This window comes from Leisingera sp. S232, from assembly GCF_049800895.1.
GTDB lineage: Bacteria > Pseudomonadota > Alphaproteobacteria > Rhodobacterales > Rhodobacteraceae > Leisingera.
Genome location: NZ_JBNAFX010000028.1, coordinates 1 through 23313 on the forward strand (window position 1 = coordinate 1; position 23313 = coordinate 23313).

A 23313-nucleotide genomic window follows, 5' to 3' on the forward strand; every position below is an offset into this window, starting at 1 on the left:
CTCCTATTAGAAAACAATGAGTTATCTAATAGGAGGAATATTGCATGGGAACGGTATATACGCAACTGAGCTTACAAGAACGGCGCAGGATCGAAGACTGGTGGCTTGCAAAGGTCCCTGTCGCTGAGATGGCGCGCGTTTTGAAGCGTCACAAGTCGACGATATTCCGAGAGATCAAACGCAACTTCTGGGCCGATGATGCCTTTCCCAAGAAGTACGCGGGATACTTCGGCATGGCAGCACACCAGCGCACGCAGCAACGCCGTTCCACGCAACGCAAGCTGATCAGACATCCCGATCTGTGCAAGCGCGTCATCGAACGGATCAAGCAAGGATGGACGCCCGAGCAGATCGGCAACCGGATGATCTATGAAGGTGCTACGCTACGCGTCTGCCAGGAGACGATCTACCGCTACATCTATTCTAAGGAAGGCATGGACCAAGAGCTCTGGTGGTACTTGCCCGAACATCGGAAATCCCGCAGGCCACGCCGTGCCAGGAAGCGCCAGAAGCCCAAGTTCGACCGTGATGTCAGCATTCTATTCCGGCCAGATGATGTCGCTCACCGTCGCCAGTTTGGGCACTGGGAGGGAGATTTGATGCTGTTCAAACAGAAACTTGGGCAAACCAATGTCACCTCGCTGGTCGAACGTGTCAGCCGCTTCACCGTGCTGCTGAAGAACCCGAACAAGCGCACCAAGCCGGTGATGGGGAAAATTATGAAAGCCGTACGCGACCTGCCTCATCTGGCCCGCAAATCAATCACCTTTGATCGCGGTACCGAGTTCGTCAGCTGGCCACATTTGCAGGCCGAAATCGGGACGCAGACATGGTTCTGCGATCCTTCCAGCCCGTGGCAAAAAGGCACGGTCGAGAACACCAATCGAAGGGGTGCGCGCTACTTTGAAGTGCGGTTTATATATAAAATCAGCAGGTTGGCACCGCAGAAGACAAATTTTGAAATGGCGCTGCAAGCAGTTAAACCCTGTCAAAAAACCAACCACCATGATTTCCAAAAGAAAATGGCTCCCTCTGAACCAGAGGAAGCCAGTTGTCACCGGTCAGGCTCCTTCATTGACTGCCCGAAAGTATTTTCTTACCTGGGCCTTCCCGATGTTCAGAACGGGCGCACCCGTTCCTGATCATTGTCCAAGCGGACCACAGCCCGCTTACGGTGTTTTTTGCGGCACCGCCGGGGGTAAGCCGGTGCCGCAGGCAGAGGTGCCTCAGCTGCAGCCGGAGGTTCCCCCGCAGGTGTTGCATTTCATGCAGGTGCCGTTACGCACCAGTGTATAGTTGCCGCACTCACCGCAGGCTTCCCCCTCATAGCCTTGCATTTTTGCCTTAGTGCGCGCGTCCATGCCGCCTGTGGATTGCGCCAATGCCTCGGATGTCTCCGGTACAAGGGTTTGCAAGGCCGCCACCGGATCGGTGCCGGTGCCAAGCACACCGGCGTCGGTCTGGCCACCTTGCAGGACGACCAGGTCCTGCGGCAGACGTTTGCGCAGATAGCCAGTTGAGGAGATTTGCTTCAGCACTTCCAGAGACCGGGTTGCAGCGGTTTCGCTCAATTCGGTCAGGTTCGAGACGCCTTCTTCCTCGCCGCGGCCGAGATCGTCAAAGGTTGCGCCTTCAGGCTTCACATGCGCCAAATCGGTGCGGTCCAGATAGCTCACCGCCAGTTCGCGGAACACATAGTCAAGGATCGAAGTCGCACTCTTGATCGAGTCATTGCCCTGAACCATGCCAGCAGGTTCGAACTTGGTGAAGGTGAAGGCATCGACAAACTCCTCCAGCGGCACCCCGTATTGCAGGCCGACCGACACCGCAATGGCAAAGTTGTTCATCATCGCCCGGAAACCGGCGCCCTCCTTGTGCATGTCGATGAAGATTTCGCCGAGATTGCCATCCTCATACTCGCCGGTCCGCAGATACACCTTGTGGCCGCCAACAACAGCCTTCTGGGTATAGCCCTTGCGTCGTTGCGGCATCTTGGTCCGATGCGATTTGATGACTTCCTTAATGACCACCTTCTCGACGATCTTCTCGGCCAGAACCACGGCTTTTTCCTGGTTGGAACCGCTCTCCAGCACTTCGGCAGCCTCGTCGTCATCCTCCACCAGCGCCGCCGCCAGTGGCTGGCTCAGCTTGGAGCCGTCGCGGTACAGCGCGTTGGCCTTGACGCCCAGGCTCCAGCTCAGCTCATAGGCTTTCTGACAATCCTCAATGGTGGCATCGTTGGGCATGTTGATGGTTTTGGAAATCGCGCCCGAGATGAAGCTCTGTGCTGCCGCCATCATGGTGATATGGCTGCCAACGCTCAGGAAACGCTTGCCTTTTTTACCGCAGGGATTGGCGCAGTCAAAGATCGCATAATGCTCCTTCTGAAGATGCGGCGCACCTTCCAGAGTCATGGTGCCGCAGACATGGTCGTTGGCCGCCTCAATGTCCTTTTTGGTGAAACCCAGATGGCGCAGCAGATCGAAGGTCGGATCGTTCAGCTTGGTGGCCGGGATGCCCAAAACACCTGTGCAGAAGTCCTCACCCAGGGTCCATTGGTTGAACACAAACCGGATGTCAAAAGCTGCCTCCAGCGCCGCATCCACTTTCGCCAGCTCATTGGGGCCGAACCCGTGACCGGCCAGCGATGTGTGGTTGATGCCCGGTGCATTGCCAATCGAGCCATGGCCAACGGCGTAAGATACAATTTCCTCGATCTGAGAGGAGCTGTAGCCAAGGCCTTCCAGCGCCGATGGGACGGAGCGGTTGATGATTTTGAAGTAGCCGCCGCCGGCCAGCTTCTTGAATTTCACCAGCGCAAAGTCCGGCTCGATGCCGGTGGTGTCGCAATCCATCACCAGCCCGATGGTACCGGTCGGCGCAATCACTGTGGTCTGGGCGTTGCGATAGCCGTGTTTTTCACCCAGTTCCAGCGCTTCGTCCCAGGCGCTGGCCGCCAGATCGGTCAACAGCGCATCAGGACAATTGGCGATGTCCAGTGGCACCGGTTTGACCGCCAAAGCCTCATAGCCCTCGGCCTCACCCTTTGCAGCATTGCGGTGATTGCGGATCACCCGCAGCATATGGTCCGCGTTTTTTGCATAGCCCGGGAAGGCACCCAGCTCCGCTGCGATTTCGGCAGAGGTCGCATAGGCAACACCGGTCATCAGTGCGGTCAGTGCACCGCAAAGCGCCCTGCCCTCATCCGAGTCATAGCCGTAGCCCATGTTCATCAGCAGCCCGCCGATATTGGCATAGCCCAGACCCAGCGTGCGGAAGTCATAGGACCGCTGTGCGATTTCCTGTGACGGGAACTGCGCCATCATCACCGAGATTTCCAGCGTCAATGTCCACAGGCGGCAGGAATGCATGTATTCATCCGCCTGAAACTGCCCATCCTTCAGAAAGCTCAGCAGGTTCAACGACGCCAGGTTGCACGCGGTATCGTCCAGGAACATGTATTCCGAACAAGGGTTTGAGCCGCGAATTTCACCGTCTTCCGGGCAGGTGTGCCAGTCATTCACGGTATCATGAAACTGGATGCCCGGATCAGCGCAGGCCCAGGCCGCATGTCCGACCTTTTCCCACAGGTCGCGAGCCTTCACCACTTTGGCAACCTTGCCGTCAGTGCGGTTGATCAGCTCCCAGTCGGCGTCCTTTTCGACCGCGTGCAGGAAGCTGTTTGTAACCCGGATCGAGTTGTTCGAGTTTTGCCCGGAGACAGAGCTGTAGGCCTCGGAATCCCAGTCGGTATCATAAGTCGGAAACTCAATCGACGTGTGGCCCTGTTTGGCGTAATCCAGCACCCGCTTGATGTAGGTTTCCGGGATCGCGACCTTCTTGGCCTCACGGACCGCCTTTTTGAGCCCCTCGTTAACCGATGGGTCATAAGCATCGGCTTCGGCGCCGTCCCAGCTGCGGATCGCCTCAAAGATACCGTTCAGCATCTTTTCGTGCATCTTGGAGCCTGCAACGATCGACGCGACCTTCTGCTCTTCGATCACTTTCCATTCGATAAACTGTTCGATGTCCGGGTGATCTGCGTCGACAATAACCATTTTGGCGGCCCGGCGGGTCGTGCCGCCGGACTTGATCGCGCCTGCCGCGCGGTCGCCGATTTTCAGGAACCCCATCAAGCCAGAGGATTTGCCGCCACCGGACAGTGGCTCGCCTTCGGCGCGCAGATGGCTGAAGTTGGTGCCGGTGCCGGAGCCATATTTGAACAGCCGCGCCTCGCGCACCCACAGGTCCATGATGCCGCCGTCCTTGACCAGATCATCCGAGACGGATTGGATAAAGCAGGCATGCGGCTGCGGGTGCTCATAGGCGCTGTCCGACTTGGTCAGCACACCGGTCTTGTAGTCGACATAGTGGTGGCCCTGCGCCGGGCCGTCGATGCCATAGGCCCAATGCAGGCCGGTATTGAACCACTGGGGCGAGTTCGGCGCCGAGCGCTGGGTTGCCAGCATAAAGCGCATCTCGTCGTAGTAGGCGCGGGCGTCCTCCTCAGAGGAGAAATAGCCGCCCTTCCAGCCCCAATAGGCCCAGGCGCCCGCCAGACGGTCGAACACCTGCTTGGAGGACGTCTCGCCGCCGAGTTCTGCGCCTTTGTCAGGGACAGAGCGCCACAGGAAGTCAGGAACACCCTTCTCGCGGACTTTCTTCAAACGGGACGGCACACCGGCCTTGCGGAAGTATTTCTGTGCGATGACGTCGCTGGCCACCTGGCTCCAGGACGCGGGAATTTCGATATTGTCGAGCCGGAAAACAATGGTCCCGTCCGGATTGCGGATTTCCGAGGTGGCGGAGACAAAAGCCAGATCAGCATAAGCATCCTGCCCGGGTTTGGTGAATTTCCGTTCGATCTTCATGCTCTGCCCCTTCATCAAGCACACATCGGTCAAATGTCTCAGTGCCCCAGCACCAGCCATCCCGGCTACGAAACACGCAAAGACCTGTCGCACGCCACATATGGTGTGCTTGCGGCCCTCGCCGGCCTTTCTTCACAGGACTGTTTGCTGTTGTCAGCGTAGTTGCTTCGACCTCTGGACCTACCAGATTTAGTGTCGCCGCAACCGGTGTCCACAATTTGACGTATTCATACACAAAGGGTCAACGTAAAATTTACTCCTTCGTAACGATCTTTGCTGTTGACGCAATCCGCGTGTTGAAGCTTCCGGCCGGGCGCATTGATTCATCCACAGGCAGACAAACATGTCCCTCATTTTTCCATGGACGCGGCCAATTCAGATTTCCTTCGCTGACTGAGTGACTTGGCGTGTTGAATGGGGCGAAAACCTGCAGAGCTCCTGTCGAAGATTCACAACTTATGCAGGCTGAGCGTAGGTGCTCTGTCCTTGCCATTTTGCGGTGAAAGATTTCCCGTTTCGCTGCGCCTGTTTTGGCCAAACTCGTGTTGCCGTTAATCATCTGACGCGGGTCCGCAGCAGTTGGTTAAGGGTGTGTTAACAACACATTAAGAAACTATTAATATCTTAGGGTGAGTGGCAGGACTGACCACAACTATAGACACAATGCGATTCCCCGGGATGATTTTCATCAAACCCGGTTCTCACATTTTTTGTAGAGTGAAGTGGTCGGGGCGGCGAGATTCGAACTCACGACCCCCTGTACCCAAAACAGGTGCGCTACCAGACTGCGCCACGCCCCGGACCGTGCGCCTTCCTATCTCCGGCAAAGTGATTTGAAAACCCCTAACAGGGCCAAACTGCACCTTGAGCGGAAAAAACTTTGTGACGCATTTGGGTACCCGCTGAAATTCCATACCGCCGGGACAGCCCACCGTTGATTTCGAGCACTGCGAACACCTGATCACCGCCCGGTATTGGGGTCAGATCGCCGGGTTTGGCGTTTTCGTGAACAGAAGTCACAAGACCGCGTTCATCCAGGAAAATGATATCCAGCGGGATCAGCGTGTTCTTCATCCAAAACGCCGCTGGCTGCGGTTGGTCGTAGACAAACAGCATCCCTGCCCTGCTCGGCATCGATTCCCGAAACATCAGCCCTTGCGCGCGTTCCTGTTCGTCATCAGCTATTTCCACAGAGAATACGGTCTGACCCCAGCTGCCGCGGAGGTCAACCTTGTCTGGCCGACAATCCCCGGCAGAAACCGGGGCTGCAAAAACGGCCATGATTGCGGCGGAACTCCAGGCAAGAAGATGCCGCCGCATGGCTTTATTCCGCGTCTTGGTCGGCCATTGCGGCCTCCCAGGCCAGGACTTCAACCGCCATACGGCCGCGCTTGCCCTCGATCACCCGCATTGCCAGTGCTTCGCCCGGCTGCAGATCGGCAAGGCCCGATTGGCGCAGCACTTCGACATGCAGGAAAACGTCTTCGCCGCGGCCAAAGACATTGGCAAAGCCAAACCCCTTGCCTTTATCGAACCATTTGACCCGTGCCGGCTCCAACGGCTCATTCTGCAGGCTGATCATGTCCAGCTCTGCAAAGTCGCTCAGAACCGGCGTGTCTTCGCGCTCCGGCGGCTGGATGGCAACAACCTCCACGGCCTGAACGCCGCGACCGGTCTGATGCGTCACGATTTCGATCCGGGCGCCGTCTGCGACAGAGCTTTGCCCGAAGTTCCGCAGCACGTTCACATGCAGAAGAATATCCGGTCCTCCAGTGTCGGAGACAACAAATCCGTACCCTTTCGCCGGGTCGAACCACTTCACCAGCCCCTGAACCTGCTGCAAGCTGCTGAGATCTTCTGCCACTGAGTCTTTCCTACCGCATTTCTTGTTTTTTGATGGTGACCTGATGCGCCAAACTGACCTAGGATTTCAAGCAAAAAAGTCTTGAAATTGTCAGGTAAACCCCCTTGACCCTAGGTAAGTTGACGATTCCGGTCAGGGATTCAGACGAATGGCTTTCCAGGCCGCAAATTCGTCATCGCGAAACCAGCGAAATCGGTCATGCAGTCGGAAGGCGCCATCGGCCCAAAACTCAATTTCAACCGGCACCAGCCGGTAGCCGCCCCAGAACGGCGGCCGTTCAGGATTCGGCCCTTTCAGGGCTGTCACTTTGGCAACTTCCGCCATCAGCGAACCGCGGCTGTCCAACGGCTGCGATTGCTTCGAGGCCCAGGCGCCCAGTCGGCTCTTCAGCGAACGGGACTTGTAATACTCATCCGCCTGCGGCCCGTCCTCGCGGGTGATCGCGCCACGGACGCGGATCTGCCGCCGCAGGGATTTCCAATGCATAACGAAAGCAGCCTTGCCTGCATAATCCAGTTCCTGGGCTTTGGCGCTCTCGTAGTTTGTATAGAATACAAAGGCCCTGTCCTCGATTTCCTTCAGCAGCACCATGCGGTTGTTGGGAAGCCCGTTTTCATCCACGGTTGCCAGGGCAATTGCGTTTGGATCGTTGGGTTCGGACTGTTCCGCTTCTGCCAGCCAGGCCCTGGCAATGGCAAACGGATCGTCACCTTCAAAAATACCTGTACGGTCGGACATGTGCACCTCAGACGGGATTTGAGCGCAAACTAGGCAGCTTCCTTACCGCCTGCAAGGGTAAGCACCCTTGAAGCGCCCCGCCCGGCATTATAAACACCGCTAAATTATCAGATCACAGGCGGAGAACCTGCATGTCTAGTCAACTGATGGCCGGTAAGCGCGGCCTCATCATGGGCCTGGCCAACGACAAATCGATTGCGTGGGGCATTGCCAAGGCCTGCGCCGATGCTGGCGCCGAGCTTGCCTTTTCTTTTCAAGGCGATGCGCTGAAAAAGCGTGTCGGGCCTCTGGCCGAACAGCTGGGCAGCGATATCGTCCTGCCGTGCGATGTGTCGGATGAGACGTCGATCGACGCGCTGTTCGCCGCGCTCGAAGCAAAATGGGGCAAGCTGGATTTCGTGGTTCACGCCATCGGCTTTTCTGACAAAAATGAGCTGCGCGGACGTTATGTCGACACCAGCCGCAGCAATTTCCAGATGACGATGGACATTTCGGTGTTTTCCTTCACCGCTGTGGCCAACCGCGCCGAGAAGATGATGGCTGAAGGCGGTTCGCTGCTGACCCTGACGTATTACGGTGCCGAACAGGTGATGCCGCATTACAATGTGATGGGTGTCGCCAAGGCGGCGCTGGAAGCATCGGTCAAATACCTGGCAGAGGATCTGGGTAAGGACGGCATCCGCGTCAACGCGATTTCTGCCGGTCCGATCAAGACGCTGGCCGCCTCGGGCATCGGCGATTTCCGCTACATCATGAAGTGGAACGAGTACAACTCGCCGCTGCGCCGCAACGTGACCATCGATGATGTCGGTAAGTCAGCTCTTTATCTGCTGTCCGATCTCAGCTCTGGTGTCACCGGCGAAAATCTGCATGTGGATGCGGGCTATCATGTTGTTGGCATGAAGGCGGTGGATGCACCGGATATCTCCAAGTAACTGAAATCAGGGGCGCTCGGATGAATTTCCGGGTGCCTGCAAGCTGACGCGACACCGCGGGGAGCAAGAAAATGACCGATCGTCTGCCGCACGAAAAAGGCTTTCATATCAGTTGGGATCAGATCCACCGCGACAGCCGCGCGCTGGCGTGGCGTCTGGACGGGCAAGGTCCCGATGATGGTGCTTGGCGCGCAGTGGTTGCGATCACCCGCGGTGGCATGGCGCCCGCGATGATCGTCAGCCGCGAGCTGGACATCCGCACCGTGGACACCATTTCAGTACGCTCTTATCACCACCAGGCCCAAGGCGAAGCCGAAGTGCTGAAAGCGCCGGATGCAGGTCTGATGGGTGACGGCGAGGGCGTTCTTGTCATCGATGACCTGGTCGACAGCGGCAAAACCCTGGAGCTGGTGCGCCAGATGTACCCCAAGGCCCATTTTGCCACCGTATATGCCAAGCCCAAAGGCCGCCCGATGGTGGATACCTTCATTACCGAGGTGAGCCAGGATACTTGGATCTTCTTTCCCTGGGACATGGCTTTGCAATATGTGGAACCCTACCGCGGCAAGGATTGATCCTTGCCCTGAAGCAGGCATCAAAGGCGCGCTTTACAGTGCGCCTTTTTTCTTGGGTTTCTCATCCCGGACCATTCTTGCTTGAGCCGCACGGGTCACCATGTCAGACATTGCGCGGCACCCTAAACGCCATGTTTGCTGTCTCGCCTCTGCTCCGGAGCTGCCCATGTCCCTGCCCCGCACTCAAACAACTTTTGTGTCTCCCATCGTCGAATCCCGGCGCTGGGTCGATGGGGTGAAATTTCCGCCGGACCGCCCGCTTTTGAACGTAAGCCAGGCAGCGCCGGCCGAAGCGCCGCCCGAAGGGCTGCGTCATGCCCTGGCAGACGCCGCGTTGAACGATGTGAACACCCATCTTTATGGCCCCGTGCTTGGCAATGACCCGCTGCGCCGCGCGCTGGCCCAGCAGATGTGCCGCCACTATCAGGCTGAGATCCGGTCGGAACAGGTGGGTATCACCTCCGGCTGCAACCAGGCCTTTGCCGCCGCCATTGCTGCGCTTTGCGGTGAAGGGGATGAGGTGATCATTCCGGTGCCCTGGTACTTCAACCACAAAATGTGGCTGGATATGGCGGGTGTCAGCGCTGTGCCACTGCATGTTGGCGCAGGCATGCTGCCTGACTTGGCCGCAGCTGAAGCCCTGATTACTGACCGCACCCGCGCCATCGTGCTGGTCACCCCCAATAACCCCTGCGGCGTGGAATACCCGTCCGGGCTGGTGCAGGCTTTTTTCAGCCTTGCCCGAAGCCACGGCCTGGCGCTGATCGTGGATGAAACCTACCGTGACTTCGACAGCCGCGGGGGCGCGCCGCACGGGCTGTTCCGGATGACGGATTGGGACAGCACCCTGATCCACCTTTACTCTTTCTCCAAGGCCTACCGGCTGACCGGCCACCGGGTCGGCGCCATCGCTGCCTCTACAGACCGTCTGTTTGAAATGGAGAAATTCCTGGACACTGTCACCATCTGCCCTTCACAGCTGGGCCAGGTCGGCGCGTTGTGGGGGATCGAAAACTTGCACCACTGGCTGGCAGGTGAACGTCAGGAGATCCTCGACCGTCGCCTCGCGATCGAAGAAGGCTTTCCAGTGCTGGCCGCAAAAGGCTGGAAGCTGTTGGGCTGTGGCGCCTATTTTGCCTATGTCGAACACCCGTTCAAAGACCCTTCCGAACAGATCGCCCGCCAGCTGGTCGAAGCGGCGTCAATCCTGATGCTGCCGGGATCCATGTTCATGCCCGCAGGCGACCCCGACGGCGCCCGTCAGTTCCGTATCGCCTTTGCCAATGTGGATCGCGCGGGCATTCAGACGCTGTTTGAACGCTTGTCTGCCTTTAATCCCTGATCATCCAGCAGTTTGCGCCGCAATCATCTTGCCCCTCTGCGGGCAGCCGCGTATTCAGTCAGCGGCATTTCCCGTCGCAAGGCACTCCCTTGCCCGGCAGAACAAAAAAGAGGGCATCATGGCCGCAGGCATGAAACATCTATCCAAAACCTTTGTCTGGATCCTGATGGGGATGCTGATTGTCGGCCTTGCCGGCTTTGGTGCAGTGAACTTCTCCAGTTCCTCTTCCTCCATCGCACAGGTCGGCGACGAGGATGTCAGCATTGGCACCTATGTGCGTGAACTACAACAGGAACAGCGCGCCTTGCAGGCACAGACCGGCCAAGCCATGCCAATATCGCAGATGACCGCATTTGGTTTGGACCGGGTGGTTCTGAGCCGCTTGATTTCGCTGGCGTCGCTGGATCACGAAGCCAAAAGCCTCGGGCTGTCGCTGGGAGATGACAACCTGATCAAGGAACTTGCCGCCATCGATGCGTTTCAGGGGGTGAACGGCCAGTTCGACCGCGAGACCTACAGTTTTGCCCTGCGCAATGCCGGTCTTTCGGAGAAGGAGTTCGAAGACGACCTGCGCCGCGAGGCAGCCCGTACAATCGTGCAAGCTGCAGTTCTGTCCGGTGCAAAGATGCCGAAAACCCTGACTGAAACCCTGACCGGTTACATCGGCGCCCGCCGCAGTTTCTCCTATGTGCAGATGATGGCATCCGACATTGCACTGATCACTCTGGCGCCCTCGGACGTGGATCTGCAGGCCTTTTATGAGGACAACCAGAATCAGTTCATGCTGCCTGAAACCAAGCGCATCACCTATGTTGCCCTGCGGCCCTCTATGCTGCTGGATGAGATCGAGATTGAAGACGCTCAGCTTCAGCAGCTGTTCCTGGACCGCTCTGATCAGTATCAGGTGCCAGAGCGCCGTCTGGTCGAACGTTTGGTGTTTTCTGACACCGAAACCGCATCCAGCGCCAAGGCGCAGCTGGAAACCGGCGGTGCCACCTTTGAAAGCCTGGTTGGAAACCGTGGCCTGACCCTGCAGGACATCGATATGGGGGATGTCACCATGGGCGACTTGGGCAAGGCAGGCACGGATGTCTTTGCTGCCGAAGTCGGCACAGTGGCAGGGCCCCTGCCCTCGGATCTTGGCCCGGCACTTTACCGTGTCAACGGCCGCCTCGAAGCGCAAATCACCACCTTTGAAGATGCCAAGCCTGAACTGATCGAAGAGCTTGCGTCCGACCGGGCCCGCCGTCTGGTGGAAGCGCAGGCCGAAGACATCGACGACATGCTGGCAGGTGGCGCGACATTGGAAGAACTGGCAACCGAAAGCGGCCTGGAACTCGCCCAGATCAACTGGACCAGCGAGACCGGCGGCGAAATCGCGGCCTACGAAGGTTTCCGCGCCGCAGCCGAAGCCGTCACCATGGATGATTTTCCTGAGGTCGGTTTCCTGGCCGATGGCAGCCTGTTTGCGCTGCGCCTTGATGACGTCCTGCCAGAGCGCCCCGAACCTTTTGCAGATGCCAAGGACAAGGTTCTGACTGCCTGGAATGCCGACCTGCGGGCCAAAACTCTGCAAAAGCAGGGGAATGAACTGCTGGCCCAGTCTGAGACCGCTGGCGCGTTCTCCGAGGATGCGGCGGTAACGGCCGAAACGGGTCTGACCCGCACGGCGTATATTGAAACTGTTCCGGCAGGTCTGCTGGCTGAGGTGTTTGAAATGCAGAGCGGCGAATTCCGCCTGGTGCAGGATGCGGAGTCGGCGGTTGTTGTGCGTCTGGATGCCATTCTGCCGCCGGAGCAGAGCGACGACATGGCGCTGTTGCGCCAAGCCCTTCAGGCACAGTTGGACCAAACCTTGGCACAAGAACTGTTTCAGGCCTATGCGCAGGACACCCAGACCCGTTCCGAACCTCGTGTTGACCAGCAGGCGCTGAACGCAGCGCACGCACACTTCCAGTAACCAAGGCACCTGACACATGGCCCTGACCCCCGATTTCGACACCTTCTCCAAGGCCTATGAGGCCGGCGAAAACCAGGTCGTCTACAGCCGTCTTGCTGCAGACCTCGACACCCCTGTGTCTCTGATGCTCAAGCTGACGGGCGCCCAAAAAGACGCTTTCATGCTGGAATCGGTCACTGGCGGCGAGGTGCGCGGACGCTATTCGATCATCGGCATGAAACCGGATCTGGTCTGGCGCTGCGATGGCGAACAATCCGCCTTGAACCGGTCAGCGCGGTTTGATGCGGATGATTTCGTCCAGCAGGATGGCAATCCGATGGACAACCTGCGGGCGCTGATTGCCGAAAGCAAAATCGACTTGCCGGATGATCTGCCCCAGGCCGCCGCCGGCCTCTTTGGCTACCTCGGCTATGACATGATCCGACTGGTCGAACATCTGCCGGATGTGAACCCCGATCCGCTCGGCCTGCCGGACGCGCTGATGCTGCGCCCCTCTGTCATCGCGGTTCTGGACGGCGTCAAAGGCGAGGTGACCGTGGTCTCCCCGGTCTGGGCCAGCGACGGCCAGACCGCCAAGGCCGCATACGCCCAGGCGGCGGAACGGGTGATGGATGCGGTGCGCGATCTGGAACGCGCCATGCCTGCCGAAAGCCGCGATCTGGGGGATGCCCATGAAGTCGCGCCGCCGGTCTCCAACTTCACCAAAGACGGCTACATGGCCGCCGTGGAGAAGGCCAAGGATTACATCCGTGCAGGCGACATCTTTCAGGTGGTCCCGGCCCAGCGTTGGACCCAGGAATTCCGCCAGCCGCCATTTTCGCTTTACCGCTCGCTGCGGCGCACCAACCCGTCGCCCTTCATGTTCTACTTCAATTTCGGCGGCTTTCAGGTTGTCGGCGCCAGCCCTGAAATCCTGGTCCGCGTTTTCGGGCAGGAGGTCACTATCCGCCCGATCGCAGGCACCCGCCCGCGCGGTGCCACACCCGAAGAGGACAAGGCGCTTGAGGCGGATCTGCTGGCGGACAAGAAAGAACTTGCAGAGCATCTGATGCTCTTGGATCTGGGACGCAACGACACTGGACGCGTCGCCAAAATCGGCACCGTGCGTCCGACTGAAAAATTCATCATCGAGCGCTACAGCCACGTTATGCACATCGTGTCCAACGTCGTGGGTGAGCTGGCAGAGGACAAGGACGCGCTGGATGCCTTCTTTGCCGGCATGCCCGCAGGAACGGTCTCTGGCGCACCTAAGGTGCGGGCGATGGAAATCATCGACGAGCTGGAGCCGGAAAAACGCGGTGTCTATGGCGGCGGTGTTGGCTACTTTTCCGCTGGCGGCGATATGGACATGTGCATCGCGCTGCGCACGGCCATCGTCAAAGATCAGAACCTGTATATCCAGGCCGGCGGCGGCGTCGTATATGACAGCGACCCGGAGGCAGAATATATGGAAACCGTCCATAAATCCAACGCCATACGCCGCGCAGCTGCTGATGCTGCACGCTTTGCCGGCAACGGAAACAGCTAAAGCCGGCCGCTAGCCCACGTCTTCCTGAAGATACTCCAGACAGAGCAAACGGCGCCCGCTTTGGGTGCCGTTTGCCAGCGCCGCCAGTCACTCTTGCGGCAGCAGCGCTTTCAGGCTTGCAGAAACCGGTGCCAGGGCAACGCTCTCTGCCCGGTCCTGAAGCCCCCACAGCAAAAGCGCGGTGATCGTTTCCGGGCGAAGCCGGCCGAGCATGATCACCACCCCTTCCTGGCCGGCCCGGAACGCGGCCTGATCCAGAAACCGCCTGATCGCCCGCGCGTTCTGTCCCGCGCCGTCAAAATCCCGGAAGACCACGCCGGCAGGCACACCGTTTCGCAGCGCCAGTTTCTGAACAGTGTTGAGCCCGCTGTTCTGTGTCACCAGCCCGTAACCAGCAGAAGCCGCCGCAGCCGCGACTTGATCCGCCAGCGGCCTGTTGCCTTGAACACCGGTCTCCACGCCCTCCAGAATTGCCACGGCCTCTGGCAGTTTGCCGCGCCAAACTTCCAAAGCAGTTTCCGCATCCTGCGGCGTTGCCTGCCGTGCCAGATCAGCCAGCATCAGAACCTCGAAACCCGCGGATCGTCTTGCAGCCATTTTTTCAAAGGCGTCCGGTGCGTCGGGATCGATGGCAAACGTCAACGGATATGGAAACTCTGCCAATTCTTCCGTGATGGCCGCATCGCCATCATCGATCAGCACAATGGACATCAAAGGCCGGTCTTCGGGGTTCAGGAATGGCTCTGAATGGGCGGTGAAGGGCGTGCTCTGCGCGCCGGTGGCGTCCGCGTCTGCACCGGCTTCCTGATTGTCCCGCTCTGTCAGCGGCACCACCGGTGTTCCGACCCTGGGTGTCAACGAGGCAGGCTCCGCAGCCACAGTATCCGTAGCCGTCGCATCCACATCTTCGCTGCTGTCGGTGCTGGCCTCAGCAGATGCGTCAGGCGCCGTGCCAATGACGGGCAGCGTGGTCACCAGCGGGGCGCTGCCGATATCCGGAGCCAGCCCGGATCCAGCCACAAGCGACGGCGCAGGTCGGACGGTCGGTTCCGGCGCAGGCTCAGCTTGGACATTCTGTTGTGCCGCAGCGCTGCTTTCGGGAACTGCAGCAGGTTCGGTGGCCGCAATGACCACGCTTTCCGTGCCCGGTGTTTCAGGAGCCGGGGGCAGGTCTGCCTGCGGCTGGCTTTCCGACGGCGCCTCTGCGGCCTCCGGGGCTGGTGCCAGGTCAAGCTGACTTGTCTCCTGGCTGGCATCCAGCAGTCCAACTTGCGGCTTTTCCGCAGGGGCGTAATCCGTGCCTTCCAGAGCGTTCAGATTATCTGCGCCGCTGGCAGTTGGGACATCTGGCTGTGCTTCAGCCAAATCCGCATCCCGGCTTGCATTATTGCCGGGAACAGCCAACTCTGTTCCGCCTCCATTGGGCATGTCCGGCGAACTGCCCGGGTCATTGGCCGCAGGTGCAGGCGCCGCATCAACATTCCCTTGCAGCGGCTTGGCATGCGGCGAGACAGCCTTGTCCGTCAAAGGCACCGACAACGATAGCATCGCCAGCCCGCCCGCGGCCAGCAATGCCCCGACACTCACGCCGCCCAGAAAACCCTGCATGCCCGTTTTGCCTCTCAATCTTTCTGCCGTGCTGCGCCGTACCGGCCTGCCTGCGCGACCCGTATGCCGGTTCGCAATGCATTTGCCTTTCCTGCCCTTGACGCTGCCCCGTATCCCTGAACAAGTATGTTTCAAACACTATACTGCGGCGCGCCCCCTGCCCGCCACCCATAAAAGAGCCCGCAAGATGCTGCTGCTGATCGATAACTATGATTCCTTCACTTACAACCTCGTCCACTACTTGGGTGAGCTTGGCGCTGAAATGGAAGTCCACCGCAATGACGCAATAAACGTGCAGGACGCAATGGCGATGAAGCCCGCAGGCATCCTGTTGTCACCAGGGCCTTGCGACCCGGATCAGGCCGGCATTTGCCTGGCGCTGACAGAAGCCGCAGCAGAAACTCGCACACCGCTGCTGGGCGTCTGCCTTGGCCATCAGACCATTGGCCAGGCGTTCGGCGGCAAAGTGATACGCTGCCATGAGATCGTACATGGTAAGATGGGAGCGATGCACCACAAGGATACAGGTGTTTTCAAAGGTTTGCCGACACCTTTTGAGGCTACTCGTTATCACTCTTTGGTGGTGGAGCGCGAAACCCTGCCTGATTGCCTGGACATCACAGCCGAACTGGAAGATGGGACCATCATGGGCCTTCAGCATAAGGAGCTGCCAATTCACGGTGTTCAGTTCCATCCGGAATCGATTGCCTCTGAACATGGCCACGCATTGCTGAAGAACTTCATCGATGTAATGCAGGTGCCGGCATGAGCGACCAGCTGAAACCGCTGATCGGTGCGGCCGCCGAACGCTCCCTGACCCGCGGCGAAGCCGAAGCAGCCTTTACCCTGCTGTTCGAGGGCGAAGCCACCCCCAGCCAGATCGGCGGTCTCCTGATGGCGATGCGCACCCGCGGCGAAAGCGTCGATGAATACGCCGCCGCAGCTGCGGTCATGCGCGCGAAATGCAATGCAGTCTCAGCGCCGGCTGGTGCGATGGATATCGTCGGCACCGGCGGTGACGGCAAGAATACCCTGAACATTTCCACCGCCACCGCTTTTGTGGTGGCTGGCGCCGGGGTGACGGTGGCCAAACACGGCAACCGCAATCTCAGTTCCAAATCAGGCACGGCAGATATGCAGTCGGAGATGGGCATCAACGTCATGGTTGGGCCAGAAGTCGTTGAAAAGGCAATAAATGAGGCCGGTATCGGTTTCATGATGGCCCCGATGCACCATCCGGCAACCGCCCATGTGATGCCGACCCGTGCGGAATTGGGCACCCGGACGATCTTCAATATCCTGGGCCCGCTCACAAATCCGGCCGGCGTCAAACGTCAGCTGACCGGTGCCTTCAGCCGCGCAATGATCCGACCGATGGCAGAAACGCTCAAGGCGCTTGGCTCTGAACGCGCCTGGCTGGTGCATGGGTCCGATGGCACCGATGAGCTGACCATTACCGGCGTCAGCTGGGTGTCCGCACTGGAGGAGAACGGCGAAATCCGCGATGTGGAACTGCACCCCGAAGACGCAGGCTTGCCGGTGCATGATTTCGAAATGATCATTGGCGGCACCCCGGCAGAAAACGCCATGGCGTTCCGGGTGCTTCTGCAGGGCACGCCCTCAGCCTACCGCGACGCGGTGCTGCTGAACTCGGCTGCTGCGCTGGTCGTTGCGGGCAAGGCTGCGGATCTGAAGACCGGCGTCGCGCTCGCGGCGGAATCGATCGACAGCGGCGCGGCCAAGGCCAAGGTAGAGGCTCTGGCGCGGATCACCTCAGCCGCATGACCAATCTGCCTGACGGGCTGGGCGCCTGGTCCAGTCTGCCCTTTTTCAGCAGCCACTGGCCCGGGATCGCCACCGCGATTGCGACGGATGACCGGGACATCCTGCCGCCAGCGCACCAGCGGTTCGCAGCGCTGGAATTGACCCAGCCGCAGGAAACCCGCGTGGTGATCCTCGGTCAGGACCCCTATCCAACGCCTGGCCACGCTCATGGGTTGGCCTTCTCTGCTGAACCTCAGGTGCGCCCTTTGCCTCGATCTTTGTCAAATATTTACAAGGAATTGCAAGCCGACCTTGATGTCAATCGACCAACAGCAGACCTGCGCGGCTGGGCGTGCCAGGGCGTGCTCTTGCTGAACACCGCGCTCTCTGTCCCGGCCGGAGAGGCAAATGGTCACAAACACCTAGGATGGAAGCATCTGGTGCATCAGGTGCTTGCGCTGACGTCGGAAAAACCGACGGCCTATATTCTCTGGGGAAATTCGGCGCAGAAGCTTGAAAACCATATCAAACCGGGCGATCACCTGATCCTGAAAACCGCCCATCCCTCGCCCCTGTCGGCGCGGCGCGGTTTCTTCGGGTCCCGGCCCTTTTCAAAAGTGAACAATTGGCTCGCCGCCCGCGGTGAAACTGCCATAGACTGGAACGCATGAACGGAGGCACTGGTATGACCCAAAATGTGCTGGACAAGATCAAGGCCTATAAGCTCGAGGAAGTGGCCGTAGACAAGGCCACCAAGCCGCTGGAGGCGGTTGAGGCCGAGGCGCGAGACGCGTCGCCAGTGCGCGGTTTTGCAGACAGCTTGATGCGTGCAAACCGTGATGGCTACGGGCTGATTGCCGAAATCAAGAAGGCCAGCCCCTCCAAGGGCCTGATCCGCCCGGATTTCGCACCGGCGGCATTGGCAAAGGCGTATGAAGACGGCGGCGCAGCTTGCCTGTCGGTTCTGACCGATACACCCAGCTTCCAGGGCGCCAAGGAATTCCTGGTCCAGGCCCGTGACGCCTGCTCTTTGCCGGCTTTGCGCAAAGACTTCATGTATGACACCTATCAGGTGGCCGAGGCCCGCGCGCTTGGTGCCGATTGTATCCTGATCATTCTCGCCTCAGTGTCCGACGCGCAGGCTCAGGAGCTGGAACAAAGCGCCTTTGAGTGGGGCATGGACGTGCTTCTGGAGGTCCATGACGCGGAAGAGCTGGAACGCGCTTGCAATCTGAAATCGCCGCTGATGGGCATCAATAACCGCAATCTCAAGACCTTCGAGACCACATTGGACACCACCCGGACCTTGTCGCGCATGGTGCCGGCAGACCGCACCATCGTCTGTGAAAGCGGCCTGTTCACGCCTGCGGATCTCAGCGATATGGCCCGCTACGGCGCCCGCACTTTCCTGATCGGTGAAAGCCTGATGCGTCAGGACGATGTCGCCGCCGCCACCCGCAGTCTGCTGGCCAACCCGCTGATGCCGGGTGCAATGTAATTCAAGGAGTTAGGTCATGAGCCTCACCCATTTTGACACCAAGGGCGACGCCCATATGGTCGATGTCTCGGACAAGGCCGTGACCTCCCGCATTGCCACGGCAGAAGGCCATGTCACCATGGCTCCGGACACTTTTGCGATCATTTCAGAAGGCCGCGCCAAGAAGGGCGATGTCCTGTCCGTCGCCCGCCTCGCTGGCATTATGGGGGCCAAGAAAACGCCCGACCTGATCCCGCTCTGCCACCCGCTGCCGGTCACCAAGGTCGCAGTAGAATTGACCTTGGACCCGGACTTGCCCGGCGTGCGGATCGAAGCCACCGTCAAGACCACCGGCCAGACCGGGGTTGAGATGGAGGCGCTCACCGCCGTCTCCACTGCCGCGCTCACCGTCTATGACATGGCCAAGGCAGTGGACAAAGAAATGCAAATCGGCGGCATCCGCGTCACGCTGAAAGATGGCGGAAAATCAGGCAGGTACGAGGCGTAGATGATCTCTGTCAGCGAGGCCCGCACGCATCTTCTGTCGCTTGTGCAGCAGTTAGAAACCGAAGAGGTTCCGCTGGCCAAAGCCGCTGGCCGTGTTCTGGCCCGGCCTCTGCAAGCCCGCCGCGACCAGCCGCCGTTCTCTGCCTCTGCTATGGATGGCTATGCGGTGAACGCCGCCGAGGTCGAAATGCACGCCATGTTCAAAGTGATCGGCGAGGCTGCTGCCGGACATGCGTTTGACGGCCGTGTCGGCGCTGGACAGGCGGTGCGGATCTTCACCGGGGCGCCGGTGCCACAGGGCGCAAGTTTCGTGGTTATTCAAGAGGATGTGTCGCGCAGCGGAGATCTCATCACCATCACGGATGAACCGGGCAGCAATCACAATATCCGGCCTCGCGGCGGCGATTTCACGGATGGTCAGTCCATAGCGGCGCCCCGTTTGCTGACGCCGTCCGACATCGCCCTTCTCGCAGCGATGAACATTCCAACGGTCCCGGTCACCCGCCGTCCCGAAGTCGCCCTGATCTCCACCGGTGACGAACTGGTGATGCCCGGCGGCGCGCCCGGGCCGGATCAGATCATCGCCTCCAATACCTTTGGCCTGAAGGCCATGCTCGAAGCACATGGCGCCCGCGCACGCATCCTGCCCATTGCACGCGACACCGAAAGCAGCCTGCGCACCGCGTTTGAGCTGGCGGAGGGCGCGGATCTGGTGGTGACCATCGGCGGTGCGTCTGTCGGCGACCACGATCTGGTTGGCAAGGTCGCGCAGGATCTGGGCATGGAGCGCAGCTTTTACAAAGTCGCCATGCGCCCCGGAAAACCGCTGATGGCTGGCCGTATGGGGGGCGCTGCCATGGTCGGCCTGCCTGGAAATCCGGTTTCAGCCATGGTCTGCGGCCATGTTTTCCTTGCACCGGTTATCCGCGCCTTGCTTGGCCTTCCGGCAGAAACAGATCAACTTAAAACCGCGACCCTTTCTGCTCCGCTGGCCGCCAATGGCCCGCGTGAGCATTACATGCGGGCGAAGGTCGAAAACGGCCACCTGGCCGCCTTTGACAATCAGGACAGCTCTCTGCTCACCATCCTTGCCGAAGCCAACGCCCTGCTGATCCGCGCGCCTGGCGATTGCGCCCGTTCTGCAGGCGAAACCGTGCAATACATGCCGATCTGATTTCACCTCTTCTTTGCAGAAATACATGATCCGCAGGTGCAGACCTGCGGCATTGCTTTTTGCATTGATAAGATACAGATATATTGACACAAAACGTGAACATGCGTAGAACAAAAGAAAACATGAGGCACGGAGGGAGCGGCGATGCTCACAAAGAAGCAACTTCAACTGCTGGAATTCATTCACAAACGCCTGCAGCGTGACGGCGTGCCGCCCAGTTTTGACGAGATGAAGGTTCAGCTGGATCTCAGGTCGAAATCCGGCATCCACCGCCTGATCACCGCATTGGAAGAACGCGGGTTTATCCGCCGCCTGCCGCATCGCGCCCGCGCCATTGAAATCCTCCGCCTGCCGGAGAGCCTGGGCGGCAGCGCAGAACCGCGAGGCTTTGCGCCCAAGGTGATCCAGGGCGGCCAGAGCAGCTCCACCGCTCCAGCAAAGGCTTCGGCAGATCCGCTCCGTCAGGCCGCGGTTGAACTGCCGGTGATGGGCCGCATCGCGGCCGGTGTGCCGATTGAAGCCATCAGTCAGGTCTCCCACCAGGTTACGGTTCCGGGTGGCATGATTGCGCCGACCGGCCAGCATTACGCGCTGGAGGTCAAGGGCGACTCGATGATCGATGCCGGCATCAATGACGGCGACATCGTGGTCATCCGCGAAACCGCTGCCGCGGACAATGGCGACATTGTTGTTGCCTTGGTTGAAGGCCAGGAAGCCACGTTGAAGCGGTTCCAGCGCGAGGGCAGCCTCATTGCACTGGAAGCGGCCAACCCGGCCTATGAAACGCGGCGCTACCCGGAGGATAAGGTGAAGGTTCAGGGCCGCCTTGTCGGCCTGATCCGCACCTACTGATCCGCACCTACTGATCGGCAGCCTGTAGCCACAGCTGCCTCAGGCGGCGGATCCCGGCGCCCTCCGGCTGCCAGTCCGTCCAGGGTCTTTCACCAGCCAGGTCCCGCGCGGTCACCAGCTTACCGCCGCGGGTCAGGGCAAGACTGCCAGTTTGCCGCATAACTTCAGGCGTCAGCAGCAGGCAATGGTTGTCACCTGGAACAGTGGAGACGACAACATCTTCTTCTTTGCAGGTGCTTAGCAGTTGAAGCTTACGTTTGCCCGGCGCATGCACCAGCCGAAACCCTTGCCCCTCCCAGGCCGGTAAAGGGCCCAGCCCGCCGACCCAGCGAGAGGCGGCAACGGGCTGAGCCGACCGGTCGCCATCATTCTCCAGCCAGATTCTGGCCGTAAACCCCTGCCCCTTGGCCCGCGACAATGCACGGCCCTCTGATGTCATCACGCCAACAAGCCCGCCGGAATCGGCAATCAGAATGTCCGGGCGCTCTGCCGTGCTCCACAGCCACATGGCCACCGTAACAGGTACCAGCCCGCCCAGCCGCAGCCGTCCCTGCCACACCACGGCAAAGATCATACCTGCGGCAAAGAGCGGCATCACCCCCGCCCCCGGCGCTGCCACCTGGGATACGGCTCCCTCAAAACCTGACACCGCTTCGGCCACCGCCAAAATCCATCCCATCCCCCAATTCATCACCGTCAGACCGATCCACTCCAATCCGAACAGGGACAGGCACAGGGTCACAACGGCTGCCGGGATCACCACCGTTCCCATAACCGGAACCGACAGTAGGTTCGCAACTAGCCCGTAATGCGGAATAGTGTTGAAATGGGCTGCGGCGAACGGGGCCGTCGCCGCACCGGCCACAGCAGATGAAATCACCAGCGCCGAAACAGGCTTCAGCCAGCGCGGCCCCGGCACGCCGCCTCTGTCTCGGAGCGCTGCAAACACCGCGACCAAGGCTGCAGTGGCCGCAAAGCTCATCTGAAAGCCGGGGCTGAGCAGGCTTTCCGGCCGCCGGAGCAGAACAATCACTGCGGCCACCGCCACCGCCCGCAGAGTGATAGCCCGCCTGTTCAGCAAAACAGCGCCAAACATCACTGCCACCATGACAAAGGCACGCTCGGTCGCCACGTTGCCGCCCGAAAGCAGCAGATACCCTGCCCCGGCGACCAGCGCTGCCGCCGCGGCCAGTTTCTTGATCGGCCAGCGCAAGGCGATCCAGGGAGAAAGGCACATCAGTGTGCGCAGTGCAGCAAAGACAAAGCCGGTCAAAAGCCCCATGTGAAGGCCAGAGATGGCCAGCAGATGCGCCAGATTGCTGCGGCGCAGTGCCGTCAGCGTTTCCGCTCCGACGCCGCTGCGGTCACCGGCGGTTACAGCGGCGGCAAACCCGCCGGTTTTCCCTGGCAGCTGCTGCTGCAGATATTCTGCCATGCGGCGGCGCAGCTGCGCGACCGGAAGCGCACTGCCGGGCGTCTCCATCAGCAGTACCGGAACCCTCGTGTAGCCCAGGCCGCCCAGCCGTTTGAACCAGGCATGGCGGCGAAAGTCGAAACCTCCCGGCTCCACAGGCCCCTGCGGCGGCAGAAGGTGGGCCGTGGTCATCACCCAGGTGCCAGGGAGCGGCGCGTTCTCTTGGGCTTTCAAGGACAAACGGACACGAAAAGGCGTCTTTTCCGGTGAAACCCTGTCCAGCCGTACCTGATCCAGAGTAAGCCGCAGCGCGCCGGTTGACGACCGGTCCACTGCCGCCACCCGCCCCTCGACGGGGCCGTAATAGCGAAAATCAAGCACCGGCGCGGCGATCAGATGTGTCCTGGCGCTGGCCAGGCAAAACCCGCCAGCAATCAATGCCGGGATCCAAAGCAGAAACGCCATGGGCAGACGCTGAACAGCGCCGGCCGCCAGAAACAGTGCCGCCCCGGCAAGCCCTGCAACAAATGCAGGGCCAGGTTCGAATTTCAGATGAAAGTACACCGCGATCCCGGCGCCAAGGAACACCGGCACCCAACAGAAGAAACTGCCGCGCTGTGTATGCAGAACCTCGCTGAAAGCAGTCCAAAGCCGCATGCTTGCCCCCCGCCTTCTGGCCCGGTAGACAGGCGGAAACACTACGC

The 23313-nt window shown here is 59.9% G+C and carries 18 protein-coding genes, 1 tRNA gene and 1 pseudogene; 13 read left to right on the forward strand and 7 right to left on the reverse strand.

The window, feature by feature from the left end:
- Nucleotides 1-44: 44 nt before the first annotated feature.
- Nucleotides 45-902: pseudogene (locus tag ACP151_RS15560) on the forward strand (IS30 family transposase); the annotation flags it as partial.
- A gap of 324 nt (nucleotides 903-1226) precedes the next feature.
- Here ACP151_RS15560 and ACP151_RS15565 read toward each other — a convergent pair.
- From ACP151_RS15565 to pdxH, 5 genes are all read right to left on the reverse strand, one after another.
- Nucleotides 1227-4871 carry a vitamin B12-dependent ribonucleotide reductase gene (locus ACP151_RS15565; RefSeq protein ID WP_424979818.1) on the reverse strand — a complete coding sequence of 1215 codons (3645 nt, stop codon included), beginning with the start codon at nucleotides 4869-4871 and terminating at the stop codon, nucleotides 1227-1229.
- Nucleotides 4872-5594: 723 nt separating this feature from the next.
- Nucleotides 5595-5671 (reverse strand) — tRNA-Pro (locus tag ACP151_RS15570).
- A gap of 43 nt (nucleotides 5672-5714) precedes the next feature.
- Entirely contained in the window at nucleotides 5715-6152 is a 438-nt protein-coding gene (locus ACP151_RS15575) for a DUF192 domain-containing protein (protein ID WP_424979819.1), read from the reverse strand.
- Nucleotides 6153-6195: 43 nt separating this feature from the next.
- Nucleotides 6196-6735 carry a cold-shock protein gene (locus ACP151_RS15580; protein ID WP_424979820.1) on the reverse strand — a complete coding sequence of 180 codons (540 nt, stop codon included), beginning with the start codon at nucleotides 6733-6735 and terminating at the stop codon, nucleotides 6196-6198.
- A 132-nt stretch (nucleotides 6736-6867) separates the two neighbouring features.
- Entirely contained in the window at nucleotides 6868-7473 is a 606-nt protein-coding gene (gene pdxH / locus ACP151_RS15585) for a pyridoxamine 5'-phosphate oxidase (RefSeq protein ID WP_424979821.1), read from the reverse strand.
- Nucleotides 7474-7604: 131 nt separating this feature from the next.
- Here pdxH and fabI point away from each other — a divergent pair, with 131 nt between their 5' ends.
- The 5 genes from fabI to trpE all read left to right on the forward strand — a co-directional run bounded on the left by fabI (nucleotide 7605) and on the right by trpE (nucleotide 13813).
- Nucleotides 7605-8408: an enoyl-ACP reductase FabI gene (fabI, locus tag ACP151_RS15590; protein ID WP_424979822.1), complete on the forward strand. Its 804-nt coding sequence runs from the start codon at nucleotides 7605-7607 to the stop codon at nucleotides 8406-8408.
- 71 nt (nucleotides 8409-8479) lie between these two features.
- On the forward strand, nucleotides 8480-8983 hold the full coding sequence (gene gpt / locus ACP151_RS15595; protein ID WP_424979823.1) for a xanthine phosphoribosyltransferase: 504 nt from the start codon (nucleotides 8480-8482) through the stop codon (nucleotides 8981-8983).
- 166 nt (nucleotides 8984-9149) lie between these two features.
- Entirely contained in the window at nucleotides 9150-10325 is a 1176-nt protein-coding gene (locus ACP151_RS15600) for an aminotransferase (RefSeq protein WP_424979824.1), read from the forward strand.
- 118 nt (nucleotides 10326-10443) lie between these two features.
- Nucleotides 10444-12285, forward strand: a complete 1842-nt coding sequence (locus tag ACP151_RS15605; protein ID WP_424979825.1) for a SurA N-terminal domain-containing protein — start codon at nucleotides 10444-10446, stop codon at nucleotides 12283-12285.
- 16 nt (nucleotides 12286-12301) lie between these two features.
- Complete coding sequence (gene trpE, locus ACP151_RS15610) at nucleotides 12302-13813, forward strand: anthranilate synthase component I (RefSeq protein ID WP_424979826.1); 1512 nt, start codon at nucleotides 12302-12304, stop codon at nucleotides 13811-13813.
- 87 nt (nucleotides 13814-13900) lie between these two features.
- On the opposite strand, the gene ACP151_RS15615 is transcribed toward trpE, so the two are convergent.
- On the reverse strand, nucleotides 13901-15421 hold the full coding sequence (locus tag ACP151_RS15615) for a divergent polysaccharide deacetylase family protein (protein ID WP_424979828.1): 1521 nt from the start codon (nucleotides 15419-15421) through the stop codon (nucleotides 13901-13903).
- 187 nt (nucleotides 15422-15608) lie between these two features.
- Here ACP151_RS15615 and ACP151_RS15620 point away from each other — a divergent pair, with 187 nt between their 5' ends.
- The 7 genes from ACP151_RS15620 to lexA all read left to right on the forward strand — a co-directional run bounded on the left by ACP151_RS15620 (nucleotide 15609) and on the right by lexA (nucleotide 21195).
- Nucleotides 15609-16190 carry an anthranilate synthase component II gene (locus ACP151_RS15620; RefSeq protein WP_424979829.1) on the forward strand — a complete coding sequence of 194 codons (582 nt, stop codon included), beginning with the start codon at nucleotides 15609-15611 and terminating at the stop codon, nucleotides 16188-16190.
- A complete protein-coding gene (trpD, locus tag ACP151_RS15625; protein ID WP_424979830.1) occupies nucleotides 16187-17206 on the forward strand; it encodes an anthranilate phosphoribosyltransferase in 1020 nt (339 codons plus the stop codon). The genes ACP151_RS15620 and trpD overlap by 4 nt, the downstream gene beginning before the upstream one ends.
- Nucleotides 17203-17856 (forward strand): uracil-DNA glycosylase, encoded by a 654-nt coding sequence (locus ACP151_RS15630; RefSeq protein ID WP_424979831.1) that lies wholly within the window; start codon nucleotides 17203-17205, stop codon nucleotides 17854-17856. Before trpD ends, ACP151_RS15630 begins: the two co-directional genes overlap by 4 nt.
- A gap of 14 nt (nucleotides 17857-17870) precedes the next feature.
- Nucleotides 17871-18683 carry an indole-3-glycerol phosphate synthase TrpC gene (trpC, locus tag ACP151_RS15635; RefSeq protein WP_424979832.1) on the forward strand — a complete coding sequence of 271 codons (813 nt, stop codon included), beginning with the start codon at nucleotides 17871-17873 and terminating at the stop codon, nucleotides 18681-18683.
- Nucleotides 18684-18699: 16 nt separating this feature from the next.
- Nucleotides 18700-19170: a cyclic pyranopterin monophosphate synthase MoaC gene (gene moaC, locus ACP151_RS15640; RefSeq protein ID WP_424979833.1), complete on the forward strand. Its 471-nt coding sequence runs from the start codon at nucleotides 18700-18702 to the stop codon at nucleotides 19168-19170.
- Complete coding sequence (glp, locus tag ACP151_RS15645) at nucleotides 19171-20343, forward strand: gephyrin-like molybdotransferase Glp (RefSeq protein ID WP_424979834.1); 1173 nt, start codon at nucleotides 19171-19173, stop codon at nucleotides 20341-20343.
- Between the two features lie 144 nt (nucleotides 20344-20487).
- The gene (lexA, locus tag ACP151_RS15650; RefSeq protein ID WP_424979835.1) at nucleotides 20488-21195 is read left to right on the forward strand and encodes a transcriptional repressor LexA; all 708 of its coding nucleotides are present in this window, start codon (nucleotides 20488-20490) and stop codon (nucleotides 21193-21195) included.
- Between the two features lie 7 nt (nucleotides 21196-21202).
- On the opposite strand, the gene ACP151_RS15655 is transcribed toward lexA, so the two are convergent.
- On the reverse strand, nucleotides 21203-23266 hold the full coding sequence (locus ACP151_RS15655) for a ComEC/Rec2 family competence protein (RefSeq protein ID WP_424979836.1): 2064 nt from the start codon (nucleotides 23264-23266) through the stop codon (nucleotides 21203-21205).
- Nucleotides 23267-23313 lie beyond the last annotated feature (47 nt).

Excerpts from the sequence above, each read along its gene's own strand:
- ACP151_RS15565 (WP_424979818.1), bottom strand. The coding sequence starts at position 4,871 with ATGAAGATCGAACGGAAATTCACCAAACCCGGGCAGGATGCTTATGCT.
- ACP151_RS15575 (WP_424979819.1), bottom strand. The coding sequence starts at position 6,152 with ATGGCCGTTTTTGCAGCCCCGGTTTCTGCCGGGGATTGTCGGCCAGAC.
- pdxH (WP_424979821.1), bottom strand. The coding sequence starts at position 7,473 with ATGTCCGACCGTACAGGTATTTTTGAAGGTGACGATCCGTTTGCCATT.
- fabI (WP_424979822.1), top strand. The coding sequence starts at position 7,605 with ATGTCTAGTCAACTGATGGCCGGTAAGCGCGGCCTCATCATGGGCCTG.
- gpt (WP_424979823.1), top strand. The coding sequence starts at position 8,480 with ATGACCGATCGTCTGCCGCACGAAAAAGGCTTTCATATCAGTTGGGAT.
- ACP151_RS15600 (WP_424979824.1), top strand. The coding sequence starts at position 9,150 with ATGTCCCTGCCCCGCACTCAAACAACTTTTGTGTCTCCCATCGTCGAA.
- ACP151_RS15605 (WP_424979825.1), top strand. The coding sequence starts at position 10,444 with ATGGCCGCAGGCATGAAACATCTATCCAAAACCTTTGTCTGGATCCTG.
- trpE (WP_424979826.1), top strand. The coding sequence starts at position 12,302 with ATGGCCCTGACCCCCGATTTCGACACCTTCTCCAAGGCCTATGAGGCC.
- ACP151_RS15615 (WP_424979828.1), bottom strand. The coding sequence starts at position 15,421 with ATGCAGGGTTTTCTGGGCGGCGTGAGTGTCGGGGCATTGCTGGCCGCG.
- ACP151_RS15620 (WP_424979829.1), top strand. The coding sequence starts at position 15,609 with ATGCTGCTGCTGATCGATAACTATGATTCCTTCACTTACAACCTCGTC.
- trpD (WP_424979830.1), top strand. The coding sequence starts at position 16,187 with ATGAGCGACCAGCTGAAACCGCTGATCGGTGCGGCCGCCGAACGCTCC.
- ACP151_RS15630 (WP_424979831.1), top strand. The coding sequence starts at position 17,203 with ATGACCAATCTGCCTGACGGGCTGGGCGCCTGGTCCAGTCTGCCCTTT.
- trpC (WP_424979832.1), top strand. The coding sequence starts at position 17,871 with ATGACCCAAAATGTGCTGGACAAGATCAAGGCCTATAAGCTCGAGGAA.
- moaC (WP_424979833.1), top strand. The coding sequence starts at position 18,700 with ATGAGCCTCACCCATTTTGACACCAAGGGCGACGCCCATATGGTCGAT.
- glp (WP_424979834.1), top strand. The coding sequence starts at position 19,171 with ATGATCTCTGTCAGCGAGGCCCGCACGCATCTTCTGTCGCTTGTGCAG.
- lexA (WP_424979835.1), top strand. The coding sequence starts at position 20,488 with ATGCTCACAAAGAAGCAACTTCAACTGCTGGAATTCATTCACAAACGC.
- ACP151_RS15655 (WP_424979836.1), bottom strand. The coding sequence starts at position 23,266 with ATGCGGCTTTGGACTGCTTTCAGCGAGGTTCTGCATACACAGCGCGGC.